This is a genomic window from Cetobacterium sp., from assembly GCF_051658645.1.
Lineage (GTDB): Bacteria > Fusobacteriota > Fusobacteriia > Fusobacteriales > Fusobacteriaceae > Cetobacterium_A.
Map to the genome: position 1 here is coordinate 41264 of NZ_JBOFMZ010000035.1, position 19078 is coordinate 60341.

At 28.2% G+C, this 19078-nt stretch carries 21 protein-coding genes; 17 read left to right on the forward strand and 4 right to left on the reverse strand.

Translation table 11 applies throughout. The features are described from left to right. Genes citC through ACRCZX_RS03185 form a run of 3 tightly spaced genes read right to left on the reverse strand, consistent with a single transcriptional unit; the run spans position 1 to position 2118 of the window. The gene (citC, locus tag ACRCZX_RS03175; RefSeq protein ID WP_438581493.1) at positions 1-1035 is read right to left on the reverse strand and encodes a [citrate (pro-3S)-lyase] ligase; all 1035 of its coding nucleotides are present in this window, start codon (positions 1033-1035) and stop codon (positions 1-3) included. Continuing rightward, positions 1032-1550 carry a hypothetical protein gene (locus tag ACRCZX_RS03180; RefSeq protein ID WP_438581494.1) on the reverse strand — a complete coding sequence of 173 codons (519 nt, stop codon included), beginning with the start codon at positions 1548-1550 and terminating at the stop codon, positions 1032-1034. The genes citC and ACRCZX_RS03180 overlap by 4 nt, the downstream gene beginning before the upstream one ends. Before the next feature lie 22 nt (positions 1551-1572). Beyond that, entirely contained in the window at positions 1573-2118 is a 546-nt protein-coding gene (locus tag ACRCZX_RS03185; RefSeq protein WP_438581552.1) for a chorismate mutase, read from the reverse strand. Between the two features lie 116 nt (positions 2119-2234). On the opposite strand from ACRCZX_RS03185, the gene accD reads away from it, so the two are divergent. From accD to recR, 5 genes are read left to right on the forward strand one after another with little or no spacing between them, the layout of a single operon-like run. Then, the gene (gene accD / locus ACRCZX_RS03190) at positions 2235-3140 is read left to right on the forward strand and encodes an acetyl-CoA carboxylase, carboxyltransferase subunit beta (protein ID WP_438581495.1); all 906 of its coding nucleotides are present in this window, start codon (positions 2235-2237) and stop codon (positions 3138-3140) included. A gap of 26 nt (positions 3141-3166) precedes the next feature. After that, complete coding sequence (locus tag ACRCZX_RS03195; RefSeq protein WP_438581496.1) at positions 3167-4117, forward strand: acetyl-CoA carboxylase carboxyltransferase subunit alpha; 951 nt, start codon at positions 3167-3169, stop codon at positions 4115-4117. Positions 4118-4151: 34 nt separating this feature from the next. Next, the gene (gene pfkA / locus ACRCZX_RS03200) at positions 4152-5117 is read left to right on the forward strand and encodes a 6-phosphofructokinase (RefSeq protein WP_438581497.1); all 966 of its coding nucleotides are present in this window, start codon (positions 4152-4154) and stop codon (positions 5115-5117) included. Between the two features lie 14 nt (positions 5118-5131). Beyond that, positions 5132-5452: a DUF496 family protein gene (locus ACRCZX_RS03205; RefSeq protein WP_438581498.1), complete on the forward strand. Its 321-nt coding sequence runs from the start codon at positions 5132-5134 to the stop codon at positions 5450-5452. 12 nt (positions 5453-5464) lie between these two features. Beyond that, a complete protein-coding gene (recR, locus tag ACRCZX_RS03210; protein ID WP_438581499.1) occupies positions 5465-6058 on the forward strand; it encodes a recombination mediator RecR in 594 nt (197 codons plus the stop codon). A gap of 12 nt (positions 6059-6070) precedes the next feature. On the opposite strand, the gene ACRCZX_RS03215 is transcribed toward recR, so the two are convergent. Then, positions 6071-7195 (reverse strand): pyridoxal-phosphate-dependent aminotransferase family protein, encoded by a 1125-nt coding sequence (locus ACRCZX_RS03215; RefSeq protein ID WP_438581500.1) that lies wholly within the window; start codon positions 7193-7195, stop codon positions 6071-6073. 140 nt (positions 7196-7335) lie between these two features. Here ACRCZX_RS03215 and ACRCZX_RS03220 point away from each other — a divergent pair, with 140 nt between their 5' ends. From ACRCZX_RS03220 to ACRCZX_RS03275, 12 genes are all read left to right on the forward strand, one after another. Next, positions 7336-7980 (forward strand): CBS domain-containing protein, encoded by a 645-nt coding sequence (locus tag ACRCZX_RS03220; RefSeq protein ID WP_438581501.1) that lies wholly within the window; start codon positions 7336-7338, stop codon positions 7978-7980. Positions 7981-8057: 77 nt separating this feature from the next. After that, positions 8058-8783: a tRNA threonylcarbamoyladenosine dehydratase gene (locus ACRCZX_RS03225; protein ID WP_438581502.1), complete on the forward strand. Its 726-nt coding sequence runs from the start codon at positions 8058-8060 to the stop codon at positions 8781-8783. A 1-nt stretch (position 8784) separates the two neighbouring features. Beyond that, positions 8785-9288: a flavodoxin gene (locus ACRCZX_RS03230; protein WP_438581503.1), complete on the forward strand. Its 504-nt coding sequence runs from the start codon at positions 8785-8787 to the stop codon at positions 9286-9288. Between the two features lie 10 nt (positions 9289-9298). Further along, entirely contained in the window at positions 9299-9598 is a 300-nt protein-coding gene (locus tag ACRCZX_RS03235; protein ID WP_438581504.1) for a rhodanese-like domain-containing protein, read from the forward strand. Between the two features lie 210 nt (positions 9599-9808). Next, the gene (locus ACRCZX_RS03240; RefSeq protein ID WP_438581505.1) at positions 9809-10792 is read left to right on the forward strand and encodes a PSP1 domain-containing protein; all 984 of its coding nucleotides are present in this window, start codon (positions 9809-9811) and stop codon (positions 10790-10792) included. Between the two features lie 8 nt (positions 10793-10800). Beyond that, positions 10801-11475, forward strand: a complete 675-nt coding sequence (locus tag ACRCZX_RS03245) for a tRNA1(Val) (adenine(37)-N6)-methyltransferase (protein WP_438581506.1) — start codon at positions 10801-10803, stop codon at positions 11473-11475. An 83-nt stretch (positions 11476-11558) separates the two neighbouring features. Further along, positions 11559-12752 carry an exodeoxyribonuclease VII large subunit gene (gene xseA, locus ACRCZX_RS03250; protein WP_438581507.1) on the forward strand — a complete coding sequence of 398 codons (1194 nt, stop codon included), beginning with the start codon at positions 11559-11561 and terminating at the stop codon, positions 12750-12752. Position 12753: 1 nt separating this feature from the next. Next, a complete protein-coding gene (locus ACRCZX_RS03255) occupies positions 12754-13374 on the forward strand; it encodes a tetratricopeptide repeat protein (protein ID WP_438581508.1) in 621 nt (206 codons plus the stop codon). 14 nt (positions 13375-13388) lie between these two features. Continuing rightward, a complete protein-coding gene (gene dprA / locus ACRCZX_RS03260) occupies positions 13389-14453 on the forward strand; it encodes a DNA-processing protein DprA (RefSeq protein WP_438581509.1) in 1065 nt (354 codons plus the stop codon). Between the two features lie 63 nt (positions 14454-14516). Then, positions 14517-16808, forward strand: coding sequence for a type I DNA topoisomerase (gene topA / locus ACRCZX_RS03265; RefSeq protein ID WP_438581510.1), 2292 nt, complete (start codon positions 14517-14519; stop codon positions 16806-16808). Between the two features lie 59 nt (positions 16809-16867). Next, the gene (gene trmFO, locus ACRCZX_RS03270; RefSeq protein ID WP_438581553.1) at positions 16868-18175 is read left to right on the forward strand and encodes a methylenetetrahydrofolate--tRNA-(uracil(54)-C(5))-methyltransferase (FADH(2)-oxidizing) TrmFO; all 1308 of its coding nucleotides are present in this window, start codon (positions 16868-16870) and stop codon (positions 18173-18175) included. A gap of 12 nt (positions 18176-18187) precedes the next feature. Further along, positions 18188-19075, forward strand: a complete 888-nt coding sequence (locus ACRCZX_RS03275) for a tyrosine-type recombinase/integrase (RefSeq protein ID WP_438581511.1) — start codon at positions 18188-18190, stop codon at positions 19073-19075. Positions 19076-19078: the final 3 nt, after the last annotated feature.

Genomic DNA, 19078 nt, shown 5'->3' on the forward strand with positions numbered 1-19078 from the left:
TTAGTTTACAGAGTTAGAATTTTTGATTCTATCCCTAACCTCCTCTCCTTTATTTGAAGTTAAATAATCTAGAGTAGTTTTGGGAACTAAATTTTTAATTTCATCAAATTCGTTATTTTTTAAAAGTTCTCTTACTCGAGATGCGCTAATAGCTTTTTCATTACTTTTTTTTCTTGGAATAATGATGACATTCAAATTAAACTTTTTAAAAGTTTCAATCATAGTTTCATTATATTTTTTTGTAATCTCACAATATGGTTCTTCACCAACAAATCTTGTAGAGATATTAAGTTTTGAACAAAAATGTTCAGCAGTAATTAATGTATCTAATTTCATAAATTCATAAAGTGAATTATCCTCTTTTTTGAGGAAATAATTTGGAAAAGTAGCTGAAGATATAATATATTCAGTACTAGGTAAAACAATTACATTTTGTAGGTGTTTAGTTCCTTTTTTTACAAGCTCAATTCTATCTTCGAATGGAAAAGAAGATTTATCTTCTTCAACAATGAATACTAAAACATTGTCCATCTCTTTAGATGCATGTTCGATTAAGAATTGATGCCCTAAAGTGAATGGATTACAGTTCATTATTAATAAACCATTGTTACTATTTTTACTCCAATTAATTTCATTTTTAATATTTTTAATACTTTTTTCGATAGAATCTATACCAATTTCAAGTAAAGAAACTTTATCAGTTTTTGAAATAGTTTTAAATCCAACACCCTTAAAAATTTCTTCATTAGAAGGTTTTGTAAAAACAAAATTATGAAAAATTCCTTCTTCAAAACACTTGTTTAAAAGATTTGTAACAAGAGTATTTGTAACACCTTCACCTCTTAAAGAATCATCAATTGCAAAACATTTGATGATATTTTTAGTTTTAGATGCAGATGCAATAATCTCTTCATCTTTTCTAATAACTAAAGAGTAATCAATACTTTCATCAAAGATAAGATCAAATTTTAATAAAAAATTTTTAAGTTCATTTTTTTGATAATTACTTTTTATATTTAATGTTTCTATATTCATTCTGATATATTTACTCCTTCTTTTATAAGTTGAAATTTGCTCGTGATATCATCAAGATATTGAATGAAAATATTTTTCGATTCAACTATTATTTCACTTTTTGAGATACTGTAAACAATATACGCTTTATTATTTTCAATCCAAGAATCTTTTACAATAGCTTTTTGAATAAGTTGATTGGCGGTATAATCCATTAAATCTGATAGAGCTGGAGATAAAATATTTTTAGTATATGGATCAGCAGAAACTAAAAAAGATTTAAAAATTATATTTTCTTCAACAAGAATCCGCATTTTTAATTTATCTTTTGCTTCACGAGAAGCTTTACCATTAGCTACAAGAGTTCCACTACCTGCAATTTTAGAAGAACCAGTACCTATAATTTCATTTTCAGAATCAATAGGTAAAACTACTTTTTCAGTAGTTTCAAAATCATCAACAGAAGTTGGAATAGAGATACTGTTGCATCCAACTAATAAAGTAGTAAAAAGTATAAATATAAATTTCTTAAGCATTTTTTTCCCCTTTAACTGTTATTTAAAATTTAGGATTAATAGTAGAGCTATTGTTTTTTAATGTAGTGTTTTTATAACATGAGAATAAATATAAAGTTTCATTTAATACTTCTACTTTGTTTATAATAGACCAGTTATTAGTTTTAGCAAAATCTAAAATTTCATCATTTATTGGAGATAAAATATATTTAGTCGAATCCAAATTTAAAAAGTTGAAATTTTTAGTTGTAACTGGATTAACATGCTCTCCAAATAATTTTTTAACACCAAGTAATGAGTATTTATCCTCTTTTATTCCAACGTTTAATATACCTTCTAGTTTTCTACAAAAAGATATAATTTCTGTATAGAAATAAGCAATATCTTCAACAGGAATTTCTGAAATATTACTCAGACGGTTATATATGGCAATTTCTCTTTCAGGAACATAGATTCGACTATTATTTTTAGATTTTGTAACTCCTACTTCATGAACTATTTTCATTCTTTTTAAGATTAGTTCTATAATTTTGTTATCTATATTATCAATTTCTTCTCTTAATTTATTAATATCAGTTGTAATTTTAATCCCTCATTTCATGAATATTCTTAGTATATATTCTATAATATAAAGGTATCAAAATCAAATAAATATTGAAATATAATCAAAAATCTTATAGAATGAGATATTGAGATATAAAAAAAATGAAGTTTCTGGAGGAAAAGATGAAGTTTTTTTCTTTGAATAAAAAAAAGTATGCAACTTTAACTGTTAAAGAAAACAAATTAGATGATAAAATAGTTGATGAAAAAGAAGAGAAAATAATAAAGAAAACAAAAATAACTGGTCTTTGGGAAAAATGTCCAGAGTGTCATGAAGTTGTTTATAAAAATGATATTGAACAAAATTTACAAAAATGTCCACATTGTGATTATTATTTTTCAATGAGTGCAAAAGAAAGAATAGATCTTTTAATAGATGATGATACATTTGAAGAAATCGATAAAGATTTAGCTTCAAAAAATCCATTAGACTTTCCAGGGTATAAAGAGAAATATGATGCTGCAGTAGAAAAAACTGGTCTTTTGGAAGGTGTAATTTCAGGTGTTGGAAATATATTTGGAATAAAACTAAGTATAGCTGTAATGGAGTTTGATTTTTTAGGTGGAAGTATGGGATCGGTTGTAGGAGAGAAAATTACGAGAGCAATAGAAAGAGGAATTGAATTAAAAATTCCAGTTGTAATTGTTTCTTCTTCAGGTGGAGCAAGAATGCATGAAGGAATACTTTCTCTTATGCAAATGGCAAAAACTTCTGCTGCTTTAGAAAGATTGAGATCAAAAGGATTACCATTTATATCAATACCTGTTAATCCGACAACTGGTGGAGTAACAGCTTCTTTTGCAATGTTAGGAGATGTTATAATGACAGAACCAGATGCTTTGATTGGTTTTGCAGGACAGAGAGTGATTGAACAAACAATAAAGCAAAAACTTCCAGTAGGATTCCAAAGAAGTGAATTCTTGAAAGAGTGTGGAATGGTAGATATAATTACAAAAAGAGAAAAAATGAAAGAAAATCTACATAAGATTATAAGCAATATAATCTAGAAATAGTTTATTAGTAGGAGTGTGTCATGAAATTTAATAATGAGATTTTAGATTTAGAAACTAAAATATTAGAACTTAAAAATTTTTCGAAAGAAAAAGACATAGATTTAAGTATAGAGATAGATAAATTTTCAAAGCGAAGAGATGAATATTTAAAGCTAGCATATGAAGATTTGACGGATTGGGAAAGAGTATCAATAGCTCGTCATCCTGAAAGACCATATACTCTAGATTATATAGAGAACATGACAACAGATTTCATTGAATTACACGGGGATAGATTGTGTAAAGATGATCCGGCTATAGTTGGTGGACTTTGTAAAATTGATGGGCAGAAAGTTGTAATTATTGGACATCAAAAAGGAAGAACTATAGAAGAAAATATATTTAGAAATTTTGGAATGGCAAGTCCAGAAGGATATAGAAAAGCATTGAGATTATTTAAAATGGCAGAAAGATTTTCAATACCAATAGTAAATTTGATTGATACAGCAGGTGCTTATCCAGGAATAGAAGCTGAAAAACATGGACAAGGAGAAGCAATAGCTCGAAATTTACTTGAAATGGCAGGAATAAAAACTTCTATATTATCGATTGTTATAGGAGAGGGAGGTTCTGGAGGAGCTCTTGCATTAGGAGTGGCTGATAAAGTTTATATGCTAGAAAATTCAGTTTATTCAGTTATATCTCCAGAAGGGTGTGCAGCAATTTTATATAAAGACTCTTCAAAGGCAGCAGAGGCAGCAAACAACTTAAAAATATCAGGTGAAAGTTTACAAAGTTTAGGTATAATTGACGGAATTATAAAAGAGCCTTTAGGAGGAGCGCATAGAGATTATAAGTGTGTAGCAAATGACCTTAAAAGTGTTATTTTATCATCACTTTCAGAGTTATCTAAATTAGATGTAGATACTTTGCTGAAAAATAGATATAATAAGTTTAGAAAAATGGGAAGTTTTATAGAAAAAACAATCTAAATTTTAATAGAAAGCGTCGGAGGTGCAAGGCTTTATGAAGAAAATAGCAATTTTAACAAGTGGAGGAGATGCTCCAGGAATGAACGCTGCAGTAAGAGCAGTGGCTAAAGTAGCTTTAGCAAAAGGTATTGAAGTATTTGGAATAAAAAGAGGATATTTAGGAATGCTGCATGATGAAATCTTCCAAATGAATGGAAGTCATGTATCAGGAATTATAGATAGGGGTGGAACAATACTTTTAACAGCAAGATGTTTAGAGTTCAAGGACCCAAAGTTTAGAGCAATAGCTGCTGAAAACTTAAAGAAAAGAGGAATAGAAGGAATAGTTGTAATTGGGGGAGATGGATCTTATAGAGGTGCTGATTTATTATCTAAAGAGCATGGAATTAAAGTTGTAGGTCTACCTGGAACAATTGACAATGATATAATTGGTACTGATTACACAATAGGATTTGATACTTGTTTAAATACAATATTAGATGCTATATCAAAATTAAGAGATACAGCAACTTCTCATGAAAGAACAATATTAATGGAAGTTATGGGAAGAGATGCAGGAGATTTAGCTATTCATGCAACATTAGCAGGTGGAGGAGATGGAATACTAATTCCTGAAATAGATGAGCCACTAGATATGTTAGCTTATCAAATAAAAGAAAGAAGAAGACATGGAAAACTTCATGATATAATTTTAATATCTGAAGGTGTTGGAAGCGTTCTTGAAATAGAAAAGCAATTAAAAGAAAAAGTAACAACAGAAGTAAGAAGTGTAGTTTTAGCTCATGTTCAAAGAGGTGGGACTCCTTCAGGATTTGATAGAGTGCTTGCAACTAAAATGGGAGCAAAAGCAGTAGAGCTTTTAATCGCAGGTGAAGGTGGAGTTATGGTTGGAATTGAAAGTAACGATTTAGTAACTCATCCAATTTCATTTGCTTGGGAAGGTACTAGAAAGTATGATATTAGAAAAGACTATGAATTAGCATTAATACTTTGTAAATAGGAGTTGGTATAGATATGATTACAGTTTTAGATGTTGTTAGAAAAGAAAGAAGAAAAAACAAAATAAAAAGAGAAATTGAAGATAACGATAGAAAAGTTAGAGATAACAGAAAAAGAGTAGATCTTCTTTTCAACTTAAAAGAGTATTTAAAACCTGGAATGAGTTATGCTGAAGTAATTGACATAATAGAAAATATGAAGGGTGATTATGAAGATAGAGTAGATGATTATATCATTAAAAATGCAGAATTAGGAAAAGAAAGAAGAGAAATTTCTAAAAGCATCAGAGAGATTACAAGATCATTAGCTCAAAAAACTACAGTAGAAAAAAAGTAGTAAGGAGTTTAAATGGCAACAAGGTCACTAGAAATATTGATAGATGAATTTAATAGATTACCTGGAATCGGAAAAAAGAGTGCTATAAGGTTAGCTTTTCACATTTTAGAGATGTCCAATACAGAAGTTGAAAGATTTTCAAAAGCTCTAAAAGATGCAAAAGAAACTGTAAAAAAATGTTCTGTATGTGGAAACTTCAGTGAAGAAGATATATGTGGAATATGTAGCGATGAATTTAGAGAAAAAAATATTATCTGTGTTGTAGAAGATAGTCGAGATATAATTCCGTTGGAAAAAACAAATAGATACAAAGGTATGTATCATGTTTTAAACGGAAAAATAGATCCTTTAAATGGAATAACACCAGACAAACTGAATTTAAAACCTCTATTGGAAAAAGTAGCAAAAGAAGAGATAAAAGAGATTATTTTAGCGTTAAATCCAGATTTAGAAGGAGAAACGACAGCTCTTTATTTAACAAGGTTACTAAAGCCATTTCATGTAAAAATAACAAAAATAGCAAGTGGAATTCCTATGGGTGGAAATATAGAATTTGCAGATATTGCAACTATATCTAGAGCTTTAGAGGGAAGACAAGAGATATGAAAAAGTCGGTAATTATACCGACTTTTTTTCTTTTAAATCTAAAATAGTTTTTTCTAAGCAATCAAGAGTAAAACGAACTCTATCTTCACGAGCATTTTCACCCATATGTCCAATTCTTAAAACTTTACCAGCTAAAGGACCATAAGAGCCTGAAATCATAATTCCATATTTAGTTTTTAAATGAGATGAGACTTCATCTGGATTTATACCTTCTGGAGGATAAAAAGCAGTAACTGTAGGTGAAAAGTTATCTTCAAGATACATAGTACATCCAAAGCTTTTAAGCTTTTCAATACAAAGATCTCTCATCTCTTCATGTCTATCAAAAGCTCTAAAAAGAGTTTCAGATAAAAGATTATCAACAGCAGTTCCTAAACTAATAATATCGCTTGCAGGCATTGTATATGGAAAAGATTTGTTTTCTTCAATATTTTTCCAAAGTAAAAGATTACAATAGAATGAAGGGATAGGAGAAGTCCGATTTTCCATAGTTTTCCAAGCATCATCACTAACAGCAACAATAGTAAGTCCAGGTGCAGCTGAAAAAACTTTTTGTGACGCTGAAAGCATAATATCTACACTCCAGTCGTCCATTCTAAAATCAACCCCCCCAAGAGCAGCAACAGTGTCAACAACAGTCAAGATACCATTTGATTTTAGTAATTTACAGATAGGCCCTATATCGTTTAAAAGACCACTAGGTGTATCACAATGAACAATAGTAGCGTATTTAAAATTAGAATCTATTTCTAAAAAACTTTTTAATTTGTCAAAATCTATTGATTTTTTCCAATTGGATTCAAAAATTGTAACTTCACCACCGTAAGGTTGAATTAAATCTTTGAATCCTTCACCAAAAACACCATTTGAAAGAACAAGAACTCTATCTCCTTTTTCAGTTAAAGAAGCTGCAGCAGAATCTAATCCAAGCATACCTTCTCCACTCATAATAAATATTTTTGAATGATCAGAACCAATAAAATTTCTAAGTCTATGACAAACAAATTTATAATAGCTTAAAAAATCAGGGTCAAGATCAGGGTTACCAAATGCTTTACTTCTTGCATGTAAAGCATTTCCAGATACAGTAGTCGGGCCAGCAGTCATCATTAAATAGTTAGGTCTGTAAAATAACATTTTAAATCCTCCTTAAACTAATTATGTTTATAAATATTATACAAAAAAAAAAGAAAAAAAGCCATTAGAAACAAAAAAGAAGTGGTAATATAAAGATATAAACTCTATAATAGGTGTACACGAATTCAAAAGGAGAGATAATGCAATTAACAGAGAGACAAAAAGAGATAGTAGAAATAATAAAAAAATATGGACCAGTAACAGGTGAAGAGATAGCAAAAATGATATATATAACAAGATCGGCTTTAAGAACAGATTTTTCTATTTTGAAAAAAATGTCAATAATAAAATCTAAACAGAAAATAGGATATACATATAATCAAGCTTTTATTGACTCAAACAATAAAACACTAGTAAAACATATTATGAGTGCTCCAATAACAATTGATGAGAGTTATTCAGTTTATAAAACAGTATTATTAATGTTCGAAAAAGATATTGGAACAATATTTATAACAAAAGAGGGAAATTTAGCAGGAATAGTTTCGAGAAAAGATTTACTTCGAATTGCGATAGGAAAAAGAGATATAGAACAGATACCAATAAATTTAATTATGACGAGAATGCCGAATTTAGTTTTCTCAATAGAGAATGAAACGATAGAAGATTCTATAAAAAAAATAATAGAACATCAAATTGATTCACTTCCAGTAGTAAGAATAACAGAAAAAAATGGAAAAGAGATATACAAAGTGGTTGGTAGATTTACTAAAACAAATGCAAGTAGATTACTATTAGATATATTAAGTAATAAAAACAAAGAAAAAAGTGAAGTAACTCTTTAAAAAAACTTGTATTTTATACCTTGTTAGTATATAATCTTTATGTAATTAGTAAACAATAGAAAAGGTTGGTATTTTAGATGATTTTTCAAAGAACAGAGTTGTTAATAGGTGAAGAGAAACTAAGTAAATTAAAGAATTCTCATATACTCATATTTGGAGTAGGTGGAGTAGGTGGTTTTGCAGTAGAATCTTTAGTTAGAGCAGGAGTAGGAGAATTAACAGTTGTTGATTTTGATACTATAGATATAACAAATTTAAATAGACAAATAATAGCAACACAAGATACAATAGGCCAAGATAAAGTTGAAGTAATAAAAAATAGAGCACTATCAATTAATCCAAATATAAAAATAAATATTTATAAAGAAAAATTTTCCAAAGAAAAAAAAGAGTTGTTTTTTTCAAATGATAAAAAATATACTTATATAATTGATGCAATAGATTTAGTTACAGCAAAATTAGATCTAATAACTATAGCAAAAGAATTAAATATTCCAATAATCTCATCAATGGGAACAGGAAATAAAATAAATCCAACAATGCTAGATATTACAGATATTAGTAAAACATCTGTTTGCCCTTTAGCTAAAATTATGAGAAAAGAATTGAAAAAAAGAAGAATTGGAAAAGTAAAGGTACTTTTTTCAAGAGAGTTAGCTATGAAGCCAAAAATTATTGATGGAGATAGATTAAAACAAAATAATGTAGGAAGTATATCGTTTGTTCCATCGGTAGCAGGACTTATAATAGCTAGTGAGGTTATAAAAGATATAACTGGTTTAAAAAATTATGGAGGAAATTAATATGAAAAAAATAGGGATTTTTTATGGAACAACTTCTGGAATAACAGTAGGAATAGTAGATGAAATTGAATTTTATTTAAGAGGATTAGATTATGATGTATTTGATGTAGCTGATGGAATAACAGAGATGTCAAATTTAGAAAATATAATTTTAGTTTCTCCAACTTATGGAGTTGGAGAGTTACAGAAAGATTGGGAGAATGTATATGAAGAGTTCAAAAATATAGATTTTACAGGGAAAATAGTAGGAATAGTAGGAGTAGGAAATCAGTTTGCATTTGGAGAATCATATGTAGGAGCTATGAGAAAGTTATATGATGTAGTTAAAAAAAATGGAGCTAAAATAGTAGGATATACATCGATAGAAGGATATAAATACGAGGAAACAGAATCTGTAATAGATAATATGTTTATAGGTTTAGCTTTAGATGAAAGTAATCAAGATAACGAAACTCCAGATAGAATAAAAGCGTGGATAGAAGAGATTAAACCATTATTTAATTAAGGAGAAACTTATGAAAACAAAAGAATATATAACATTAAATCAATCAGAAGTTAAAGAATTATTAAAAGATAAAAATATAAAAATTTTAGATGTTAGAACAGAAGAGGAATATTTAGAAAAGTTTTTAGAAAATTCATTAAATATACCTCTTCATGAATTAGAAGAAAGAATGACTGAACTAGAAAAAGATAAAACCTATATAACTTTTTGTAGAAGTGGAGTACGTTCAAAAGCAGCAGCATCGATACTTTTAGAAAAAGGAATAGAAAAAGTTTATAATTCAGAAGAAGGAATTTTAACTTGGAAATAAATTTTAATTAAAAAATTTGAATAAGGAGGGTGTGTTATTTAGCACCCTTTTTTTCAATACTTTAATTTTTTTTAAGGCTAATTAGAGTCTTGAGAGTTTCAAAATAACAATAAATAGAAAGGTTAAATTCTCTTAAAATAAATTTTTAAAAAATAAAAAATATGGTATACTTTATATTATACAAAGTTAATATTTTTGCGGGAGGATGTTATGACACAAGGAAACTTAGAAATAGATAAAGATATAGATGAAACTGCGTTACTGAAAGTAGAAAAGTTGAATGAAAATGATCAAGAAGAAGTAACAGTAGATCCAAATAAATTATATAATGTTTTAGGAGTTATGTTTGAAACTACAAGAAAAAGGTATAGCTTCGAAATAACAGATGATTCAGAATATAAAAAAGGTGATAAAGTAATAGTTGATACTATAAGAGGAAAAGAGATTGGTGTTGTTTATGGTGCACCGATGAAGTTGCCTGAAAGAGTTTTAGTATTACCATTAAAACCAGTTATAAAAAAAGCAGAAGAGGAAGAATTGAAAAAATATGAAGCTCTTCGTTTAGAGGGAAAATTGGCATATAAAGCTTGTAAAGAAAAAATTGCTCATCATAAATTGCCCATGAAATTAATAGAAGCAGAGTTTACTTTTGATAAAACAAAATTGATATTTTATTTCACTGCAGAAGGAAGAATAGATTTTAGAGAATTAGTAAAGGATTTAGCAAATATATTTAAATTGAGAATAGAATTAAGACAAATTGGTGTGAGAGATGAAGCTAGAATACTTGGAAATATAGGAGTATGTGGAAAAGAACTTTGTTGTAGAACATTTATAAATAAATTTGATTCAGTTTCAATAAAAATGGCTAGAGATCAAGGTTTAGTAATTAATCCAACAAAAATATCAGGAGTGTGTGGTAGACTTTTATGTTGTATAAATTATGAATACAAACAGTATGAAGAAGCTTTAAAAATTTTCCCTGCAGTGAATCAAATTGTAAAAACTACAAAAGGTGATGGAAAAGTATTAAGTATAAGTCCTTTAAATGGTTTTTTATATATAGATATTGAAGGAAAAGGAATAATGAAAATTCTTATTGAAGAAATAAAGTTTAATAAGAAAGAAGCTAAAAAATTACAGAATGTTTTATCAAATGAAGAGTTAAAACATAAATCTTTAGAAAAGGAGTAATTGAATTAATGATTTTTGAAAACGAAGATATAGCTAATATTTATGAAGGATATACTTTAATTCAGAAAAAGGAAGGGTTTAGATTTGGAACTGATGCAGTTTTATTAGCTGATTTTTTTAATGGAAAAAAAAATGCTAAAGTATTAGAAATTGGAACAGGGAATGGAATAATACCAGTACTTTTGTGTGCTAAGGATAAAATTACTAAAATAAAGGCAGTTGAAATTCAACAAGAAATTGCAGAGTTAGCAATAAGAAATATTAAAAGAAATAATTTACAAGATAAAGTTGAAGTTGTAAATATGGATATAAAAAATATTACAGAGGGAAATACTTATGATTATATAATTTCTAATCCACCTTATATGGTTTTAGATGGAAAAGAAATAAACGATAAAGATATTAAAAGTATTGCAAGACACGAAATCAAACTTAATCTAAAAGAATTTATAGCTAATGCTAAAAGGTTATTAAAGCCAAGAGGCGAACTATTTATGGTTCATAAAAGTTATAGATTTTTAGAGATATCAGAGGAACTTGGAAAATGTGGCTTCTCTGTAAAAAGAGTAAGATTTGTACACTATTCTAAAGATAAAGATTCTAGTATAGTTTTGATTGAAGCTAGTAAAGGAAGAAAAAATATGTTGAAAATAGAAACTCCAATTTTTTTAAACGATAATTAGAGATACTTTATGGGAGAGGAGTAACCTCTCCCTATTTTAATGTAGTAAATGAGAAGTCATAAACATAGGAGTGATTATAAGAAATGAGGGTTTATAGTGTAACAGAATTTAATAAAATGGTAAAAGAATATATAGATGAAAATCCAAATTTCCAAGAATTTTTTCTAGAAGGAGAGTTATCAGGAGTTACATATTACAAAAGTGGTCATTTATATTTTACATTGAAAGATAAAAATAGCCAAATAAAGTGTGCTGCATTTAATTATAAATTTAAAAAAATAGCGGATGATTTAAAAGAAGGGGATTCAGTAAAAGTTTTTGGAGATGTTGGTTTTTACGAGACACGAGGAGATTTTCAAATTTTAGTTAGACATATTAAAAAAGAAGATAAACTTGGTGAAATGTTTCAAAAGTTAGAGAAGTTAAAAATAAAATTAGAAAAAGAGGGTATTTTCTCATCTTTATTAAAAAAACAGCTACCGAAATATCCAAACTCTATAGGTATTGTAACAGCATATACAGGAGCTGCATTTCATGATATTGTAAAGACAACTAGAAAAAGATTTAGTAATATTGATATTTATATATATTCAGCAAAAGTTCAAGGAGTAGGAGCAAAAGAAGAGATTATTAAAGGAATAGAAGTTTTAAATAAAATTCCAGAAATAGACTTAATTATAGCTGGCCGTGGTGGTGGAAGTATAGAAGACTTATGGGCTTTTAATGAAGAGGATGTTGTAAAAGCTTTTTATAAAAGTGAAAAGCCAATAATATCTGCAGTAGGTCATGAAATAGATAATTTACTTTCTGATTTAGCAGCAGATATTAGAGCAGCAACACCAACAGGAGCAGTAGAAATAGCAATTCCTGTAAAAGTTGAGATAGAAACTAGACTAGCAGAAAAAGAGATTAAGTTAAAAGCTAGTATAGATAGAATATTAAAAAGAAGTAAAGAAAATTTGGAGAATGTTAAAAATAATTATGTATTAAAAAGATTTATAAAAGTAGTTGAAGAAAAAAAATCAGTATTAATTTCTAAAGAAGAAAAGCTGAATAAAACTTTAAATAATTTTTTACAAAAAAAATATCATGAATTAGATATTAGAACAGAAAAAACAATAGGTTTAAATCCTTTGGGTGTTTTAAAAAGAGGTTATAGTATAACCAAAGTTAATGGTGTATTTATAAAAAATACTTCAAAAATAAAGATTGGAGATAAAATTGAAACAGTTCTAGAAAGTGGTAAAATAATTAGTGAAGTAAAGGAGATTTTTTAAAATGAAAAAAATATTAGTAACACTATTTATAATTTTAAGTTTTATGGCTTTAGGAGATGAAAGACCTGGTCAAATACAAAATTTAGAAAATCAAATAGCGAGACAAGAAGATAGAGATAAAGCTGCGGTTTTAATAAAAGAGTATGAAAAATACTTTAAAAGTTATTTGTCATCAATTAATAGTGATGAAAATAAGATATTTTATTTGGGAGATCAATATTTTAGAAATAGAAAATATGAACGAGCTGCACAAATATTTAGTAGCAATATAGATAGCTCTAGGAATTTATTTGGAGCTGCTACAAGTTATAGATTTATAGGTGAGTATAACAAAGCTGTAGATTTCTATAGTGTAGCAATAAGTATTGAACCAAGTATGAAAGAAGCTTACTTAGGAAGAGGATTGGCATATAGAAATTTAGGCAGATATAATAAAGCAGTTGATGATTTAGAAATATATATGAATTATTCACCAACTGTTGAGGGATTTTTAGCAATAGGAGACATCTATATAGCTGAAAAAAAAATTGATAAAGCTAGAGAAGTACTACAAGAAGGAAGAAAGTTACATCCTCAATCAAAAGAGATTAGCAATATGCTAACATCAACATATTCTAAATAGAAAAGAGGTTTTTTATGGAATGGTATCGTTTAAAATTAATAGGATTAAAAAGCAGTAAAATTAGAGCTTTGATGAATACTTGTAAAAGGTATAAAGATATTTTCACTAATTTAGATGAACTTAAAAATTTATTAAATTTAACTGAGGAAGATACTAAACTAATATTGAATTCAAGTAATAGTGAAAAATATGTGGAAGTTACAAATTTTTTAGACAAAAACCAAATAGGACTTATTGATATGAACGATTATAGATATTCAAATAATTTAAAAAATACAGCAAAACCTCCATTGTTTCTTTTTTACAAAGGAAATATAGAGCTTTTAAACAAAGAAAGAGTGATATCTATTGTTGGTACTAGAAGATCAACAAAATATGGAGAATTAGGATGTCAATCAATAGTTAAAGATTTGATAGATGGAGAAGTTGTAGTTGTTAGTGGACTTGCATTGGGAATAGATTCTCTGGCTCATGGTGAAGCTTTAAAGTTAAAAGGAAAAACAGTGGCTGTTTTAGGTTGTGGAATAAATATAAATTATCCTAGAACAAATTTAAAATTAAGAAAAGAAATAGAAAAGGATGGTTTAGTAATATCAGAATTCCCACTAGGAACAGAACCTACACCAGAGAAGTTTCCAATAAGAAATAGAATAATTGCTGGATTAAGCAAAGGAACAGTTGTTGTAGAAAGTTCTTTAAAAGGTGGAAGTTTAATAACAGCAAATCAAGCTTTAGAAGAGGCAAGAGATGTTTTTGCACTGCCAGGTGATATAACTTATCCTCTTTCTAAAGGTTGCAATGAGCTAATAAAAAGTTCTAGAGCAAAACTAATAACAAGTGGTGAAGATATTTTAAAAGAGTATAATTGGGATAAAAAAAAGGAATCTAAAGATGAAATTAACAGATTAACGGGAATAAAATTAAAAATATATAGTGTATTAAAAACGAAAATGAATTTAGAAGAAATTAAAAGAGAAGTTGTTTCTAACACAAGTGAATTACTGAGTAATTTGATGGAGTTAGAAATAGAAGGTTACGTTCAAAGTTTGCCTGGAGGACATTATAGAAGACGTTTGTAAATGGGAAACTTAGTACCATTAGTTGATTTTTTTATTGTTTTCTAATATAATTAAGAGCGAATAATGTATATAGAGAAAAATTTAGGGGTGAAAATAGTGGCGAAAAAAAATTTAGTAATAGTGGAATCTCCTGCAAAAGCGAAAACAATTGAAAAAATATTGGGGAATAATTTTCATGTTACAGCTTCATTTGGACATGTAAGAGATTTACCTAAAAGTAAGATTGGAGTAGACGTGGGGGATGGATTCAAACCGAGTTATTCTACAATAAGAGGAAAAGGTGACATAATAAAAACTTTAAAAGATTTAGCTAAAAAATCAAATAAAGTATATTTAGCATCCGATCCAGATAGAGAGGGTGAAGCTATTGCTTGGCATTTAGCACAAACACTTAAACTAGATGAAAATGAAGCTAATAGAATAGAGTTTAATGAAATAACGAATGGTGCAATAAGAGATGCAATAAAAAATCCTAGAAAAGTTGATATTAATAGAGTTAATGCACAGCAAGCGAGAAGAATATTAGATAGACTTGTAGGATATGAGATAAGTCCATTGTTATGGAAATCGATCTCTTCAAATACAAGTGCAGGAAGAGTTCAATCAGTGGCATTGAAACTAGTTTGTGACTTAGAAGATAAAATCACAAAATTTGTTCCTGAAAAATTCTGGGATATAAAAGGTGAATTTCAAAATAACATGAATCTTTATCTTTATAAAGTAGAAGGAAAAAGATTTGAAAGAATAACTGATGAAGATATAATGAAAAATGTACAGTTAACATTACATTCAGAGTATGAAGTTATAAACTCTAAAGTTAGCAAAAAAAATAAAAATCCACCGTTACCATTAAAAACGAGTACATTACAGCAATTATCATCATCATATTTAGGATTTTCAGCTTCAAAAACTATGTCTGTAGCTCAAAGTTTGTACGAAGGAATAAGTATAGATGGAACTCAAAAAGGTTTGATAACTTATATGAGAACAGATTCAACAAGAGTTTCTGAAGAAGCAAAAGGTATGGCAAAAAGCTATATAACTGAGGTATTTGGAGAACAATATCTTGGTAAAGATGTTGTTAAGAAGAAAAAAGATGAAAAAATTCAAGATGCCCATGAAGCTGTTAGACCAACAGAGATATATTTAGTACCCGATAAAATAAAAAAAGATTTAAGTCTAGATCAGTATAAGTTATATAAACTTATTTGGGATAGATTTATGATTTCTAGATTAGCACCAATGCAGTATGAACAATTTGAAATAATTCTTGAAAATGGTTTTTATCAATTTAGAGGAACTTTAAATAAGATAATTTTTGATGGTTATTATAAAGTTTTTAAAGATGAAGAAGAGCTTCCTTTAGGAGAATTTCCAACTATAAATGAAGGAGATTTCTTAGAGTTAAATAAGTTGAACATAAAGGAAGATTGGACAAAACCACCAGCAAGATTGACAGAGTCATCATTGGTAAAAAGATTAGAAGCTGATGGAATTGGAAGACCTTCAACATACGCAGCTATAATAGAAACTTTAAAAAAGAGAGAATATGTTATTCTTGAAGGGAAAAGTTTTGTTCCAACAGAGCTAGGGTATGAAATTAAAACTATACTAGAAAATAATTTTAAAGATATAATGGATGTAAAGTTTACAGCAGCTTTAGAGAATGGACTAGACTCTGTTGAAGAGGGTGAAAAGAATTGGGTTGAAATCTTAGAAGATTTTTACTCAAAATTATCAAAAGATTTAGAACTTTATAAAATTAAAGTTGAAGAAGAATCAAGCAGAATAATAACATCAGATGTTCCGTGTCCATGTGGAAATGGAAATATGATTATGAAAAATGGTAGATTTGGAAGATACTTGTGTTGTACAGATGAAGAGTGTAAGGAAAAATATTCTTTGAAAGGCTTAGATGTTTCATTAGAAGCTATAAAATCTGGAGATATAAAGGTTAAAGAAGCTTTAGAAGAACAATTGAGAGTAAAGCAAGGCAAAATGACAGATGTTTGTTCAGCTGCTGGAAATAGATTACTTTTAAAACTAGGTAGATTCGGTAGCTATTTAGAAAGTGAAAACTTTAAAGAGGATAATGAAAGAGTTTCTTTACCTGGAGAAGTAAAAAAGCTATTAATGAATGGTTCTATTGAAGAGGAAAACGGAATAGTTCAATTAAAATGGATAATGGATGGAATTCAAAAAGAAGAAGAAGAGATTCTTAAAAATGCAGGAAACTGTGAAAAATGTGGAAAACCTTTTAAAATTGGAAGAGGAAGATGGGGTAAATTCTTGGCTTGTACAGGATATCCAGATTGCAAAAATATAAAAAAATTAGAAAAAGATAAAAAAGAGTAGCAATAAAAGACTCGCCTTTGTAGGCGAGGCTTTTGTATGTATAAAAAGGAGAGAATATGATAAAAAAAGAAGTAATCGTAATAGGAGCAGGACTAGCTGGTTCAGAAGCAGCCTACCAATTAGCAAAACATGGAGTAAAAGTTAAGTTATATGAAATGAGATCGAAAGTTTCAACAGAAGCTCATACAAGTAATAAATTTGCTGAGTTAGTTTGTAGTAACTCTTTAGGAGGAGACCATTTAGGAAATGCTTCTGGACTTATGAAAGAAGAGCTAAGAAGAATGGGTTCGTTATTAATAGAGATAGCAGATGATGTTAAGGTTCCAGCTGGACAAGCATTAGCTGTGGATAGAGAAGGATTCTCTGAAAGAGTAACAGAGAAGTTACATTCTATGGAAAATATAGAGATATTTAATGAAGAGTTAAAAGAGATACCAAAAGATAAAATTGTAATTGTTGCAAGTGGACCTTTAACATCAGATAATCTTTCAAAAAATATAGCAGAATTATTAGAGCAAGAATATTTATATTTCTATGATGCAGCAGCTCCAATAGTTACTTTAGAATCTATTGACCAAGATAAAGTGTTCTATCAGTCAAGATATGATAAAGGAGAGGGAGAGTATATAAATTGTCCTATGAATAAAGAGCAGTACGAAGCTTTTTACGATGCCTTAATTACAGCGGAAAGAGCTCCTATGAAAAAGTTTGAAGAAGAGAAGCTTTTTGAAGCTTGTATGCCTGTAGAGAGAATAGCTCAAAGAGGATTCAAAACTTTATTATTTGGACCATTAAAACCAAAAGGATTAATTAATCCTAGAACAGAAAAGCAAGAGTTTGCAGTAGTTCAATTAAGACAAGATGATAAAGATGGAAAATTGTATAATTTAGTAGGATTCCAAACGAATTTAAAATGGGGAGAGCAAAAAAGAGTGTTCTCAATGATACCTGGATTAGAAAATGCTGAGTTTATAAGATATGGAGTAATGCATAGAAATACTTTTATAAATTCAACAAAGTTATTAACACCAGCTTTAAACTTAAAAAGTAATGACAACATATACTTTGCTGGGCAGATAACTGGTGGAGAGGGATATGTTTGTGCAATTGCTACAGGATTAATGGCAGCAACAAATATTTTAAGAAAAATGGATGGAAAAGAGCCATTAATATTAGATGATAGAAGTTCAATAGGAGCAATAATTAAATATATAACAGAAGAAAAAAAGAATTTCCAACCAATGGGAGCAAATTTTGGAGTAATAAGATCATTAGAAGAAAGAATAAAAGATAAAAGAGAAAAATATAAAAAGATTTCAGAAATAGCCTTAAACTATTTAGAAGAAAAATTAAATGAAGAGAAATAAAAGGAGTTAGGGATGGGTACTCTTAATTTATTAGTTAATATAAAAGAGTTTTTGTATCACTGCGAATTTGGAAGAGGAAAAAGTTTAAATACAATAAAATCATTAAGAATTGATTTATATAGATTTAATCAATATGTTATGAAATCAAAAGACTTAGAAAAAATATCTGATATTGATGGTTTTAATTTTAGAGAGTTTTTGATAGAACTTCAAAGTGAAAATATAGGAAAGAGGTCTTTAAATAGAAAAATTTCTTCAATAAAATCTTTTTTCAAATATTTAAAAGATACTGACAAAATAAAAAGCAATCCAGCTCAACTTATAATAGCTCCAAGCTATGATAGGGGGATTCCAGATGTACTTAGTTTAGATGAAATAAATATTTTTAGAAAAGCAATTGAATTAAAAAATTATCATAGCTTAAGAGATAGATTGATAATTGAGTTACTTTATTCAAGTGGGATAACATCACAAGAACTTCTCGGATTAGGAGAGGAAGTTTTTAATTTAGATAACAGAGAAGTTGTTGTAAGTAGTTTTAAAAAATATAGAACAGTATTTTTCAGTGAAAGAACAAGAGAATTCTACAAAAGGTATATTACAGCTAAAAAAGAAAAACTAGGTGAAAAATACAAAAAAGAGATATTATTTGTAAATGGATCTGGTGGAAGATTAACAGATCGTTCACTTAGAAGACTTATTGACAGATATGCTATTAGAGGTGGAATAATAAAAGAGGTAAGCCCTCATAGTTTTAGACATACTTTTGCTGTTCATATGCTAGAAAATAAAATGGGACTATTGCAATTACAAAAACTATTAGGACATACAAACTTAGAATCAACAAAAATATATATAGAAGCTTTAGAAAAGAAAAAGCGTAAAGATTTATTTGAATAATAA

What these genes read in the sequence shown, in the direction of transcription:
- ACRCZX_RS03195 (WP_438581496.1), top strand. Translation starts at nt 3,167, where the DNA reads ATGAAATTTAATAATGAGATTTTAGATTTAGAAACTAAAATATTAGAA.
- dprA (WP_438581509.1), top strand. Translation starts at nt 13,389, where the DNA reads ATGGAATGGTATCGTTTAAAATTAATAGGATTAAAAAGCAGTAAAATT.
- topA (WP_438581510.1), top strand. Translation starts at nt 14,517, where the DNA reads ATGTATATAGAGAAAAATTTAGGGGTGAAAATAGTGGCGAAAAAAAAT.
- accD (WP_438581495.1), top strand. Translation starts at nt 2,235, where the DNA reads ATGAAGTTTCTGGAGGAAAAGATGAAGTTTTTTTCTTTGAATAAAAAA.
- ACRCZX_RS03255 (WP_438581508.1), top strand. Translation starts at nt 12,754, where the DNA reads ATGAAAAAAATATTAGTAACACTATTTATAATTTTAAGTTTTATGGCT.
- citC (WP_438581493.1), bottom strand. Translation starts at nt 1,035, where the DNA reads ATGAATATAGAAACATTAAATATAAAAAGTAATTATCAAAAAAATGAA.
- ACRCZX_RS03220 (WP_438581501.1), top strand. Translation starts at nt 7,336, where the DNA reads ATGCAATTAACAGAGAGACAAAAAGAGATAGTAGAAATAATAAAAAAA.
- ACRCZX_RS03205 (WP_438581498.1), top strand. Translation starts at nt 5,132, where the DNA reads ATGATTACAGTTTTAGATGTTGTTAGAAAAGAAAGAAGAAAAAACAAA.
- recR (WP_438581499.1), top strand. Translation starts at nt 5,465, where the DNA reads ATGGCAACAAGGTCACTAGAAATATTGATAGATGAATTTAATAGATTA.
- ACRCZX_RS03245 (WP_438581506.1), top strand. Translation starts at nt 10,801, where the DNA reads ATGATTTTTGAAAACGAAGATATAGCTAATATTTATGAAGGATATACT.
- ACRCZX_RS03230 (WP_438581503.1), top strand. Translation starts at nt 8,785, where the DNA reads ATGAAAAAAATAGGGATTTTTTATGGAACAACTTCTGGAATAACAGTA.
- ACRCZX_RS03240 (WP_438581505.1), top strand. Translation starts at nt 9,809, where the DNA reads ATGACACAAGGAAACTTAGAAATAGATAAAGATATAGATGAAACTGCG.
- xseA (WP_438581507.1), top strand. Translation starts at nt 11,559, where the DNA reads ATGAGGGTTTATAGTGTAACAGAATTTAATAAAATGGTAAAAGAATAT.
- ACRCZX_RS03225 (WP_438581502.1), top strand. Translation starts at nt 8,058, where the DNA reads ATGATTTTTCAAAGAACAGAGTTGTTAATAGGTGAAGAGAAACTAAGT.
- ACRCZX_RS03180 (WP_438581494.1), bottom strand. Translation starts at nt 1,550, where the DNA reads ATGCTTAAGAAATTTATATTTATACTTTTTACTACTTTATTAGTTGGA.
- ACRCZX_RS03235 (WP_438581504.1), top strand. Translation starts at nt 9,299, where the DNA reads ATGAAAACAAAAGAATATATAACATTAAATCAATCAGAAGTTAAAGAA.
- ACRCZX_RS03215 (WP_438581500.1), bottom strand. Translation starts at nt 7,195, where the DNA reads ATGTTATTTTACAGACCTAACTATTTAATGATGACTGCTGGCCCGACT.
- pfkA (WP_438581497.1), top strand. Translation starts at nt 4,152, where the DNA reads ATGAAGAAAATAGCAATTTTAACAAGTGGAGGAGATGCTCCAGGAATG.
- ACRCZX_RS03275 (WP_438581511.1), top strand. Translation starts at nt 18,188, where the DNA reads ATGGGTACTCTTAATTTATTAGTTAATATAAAAGAGTTTTTGTATCAC.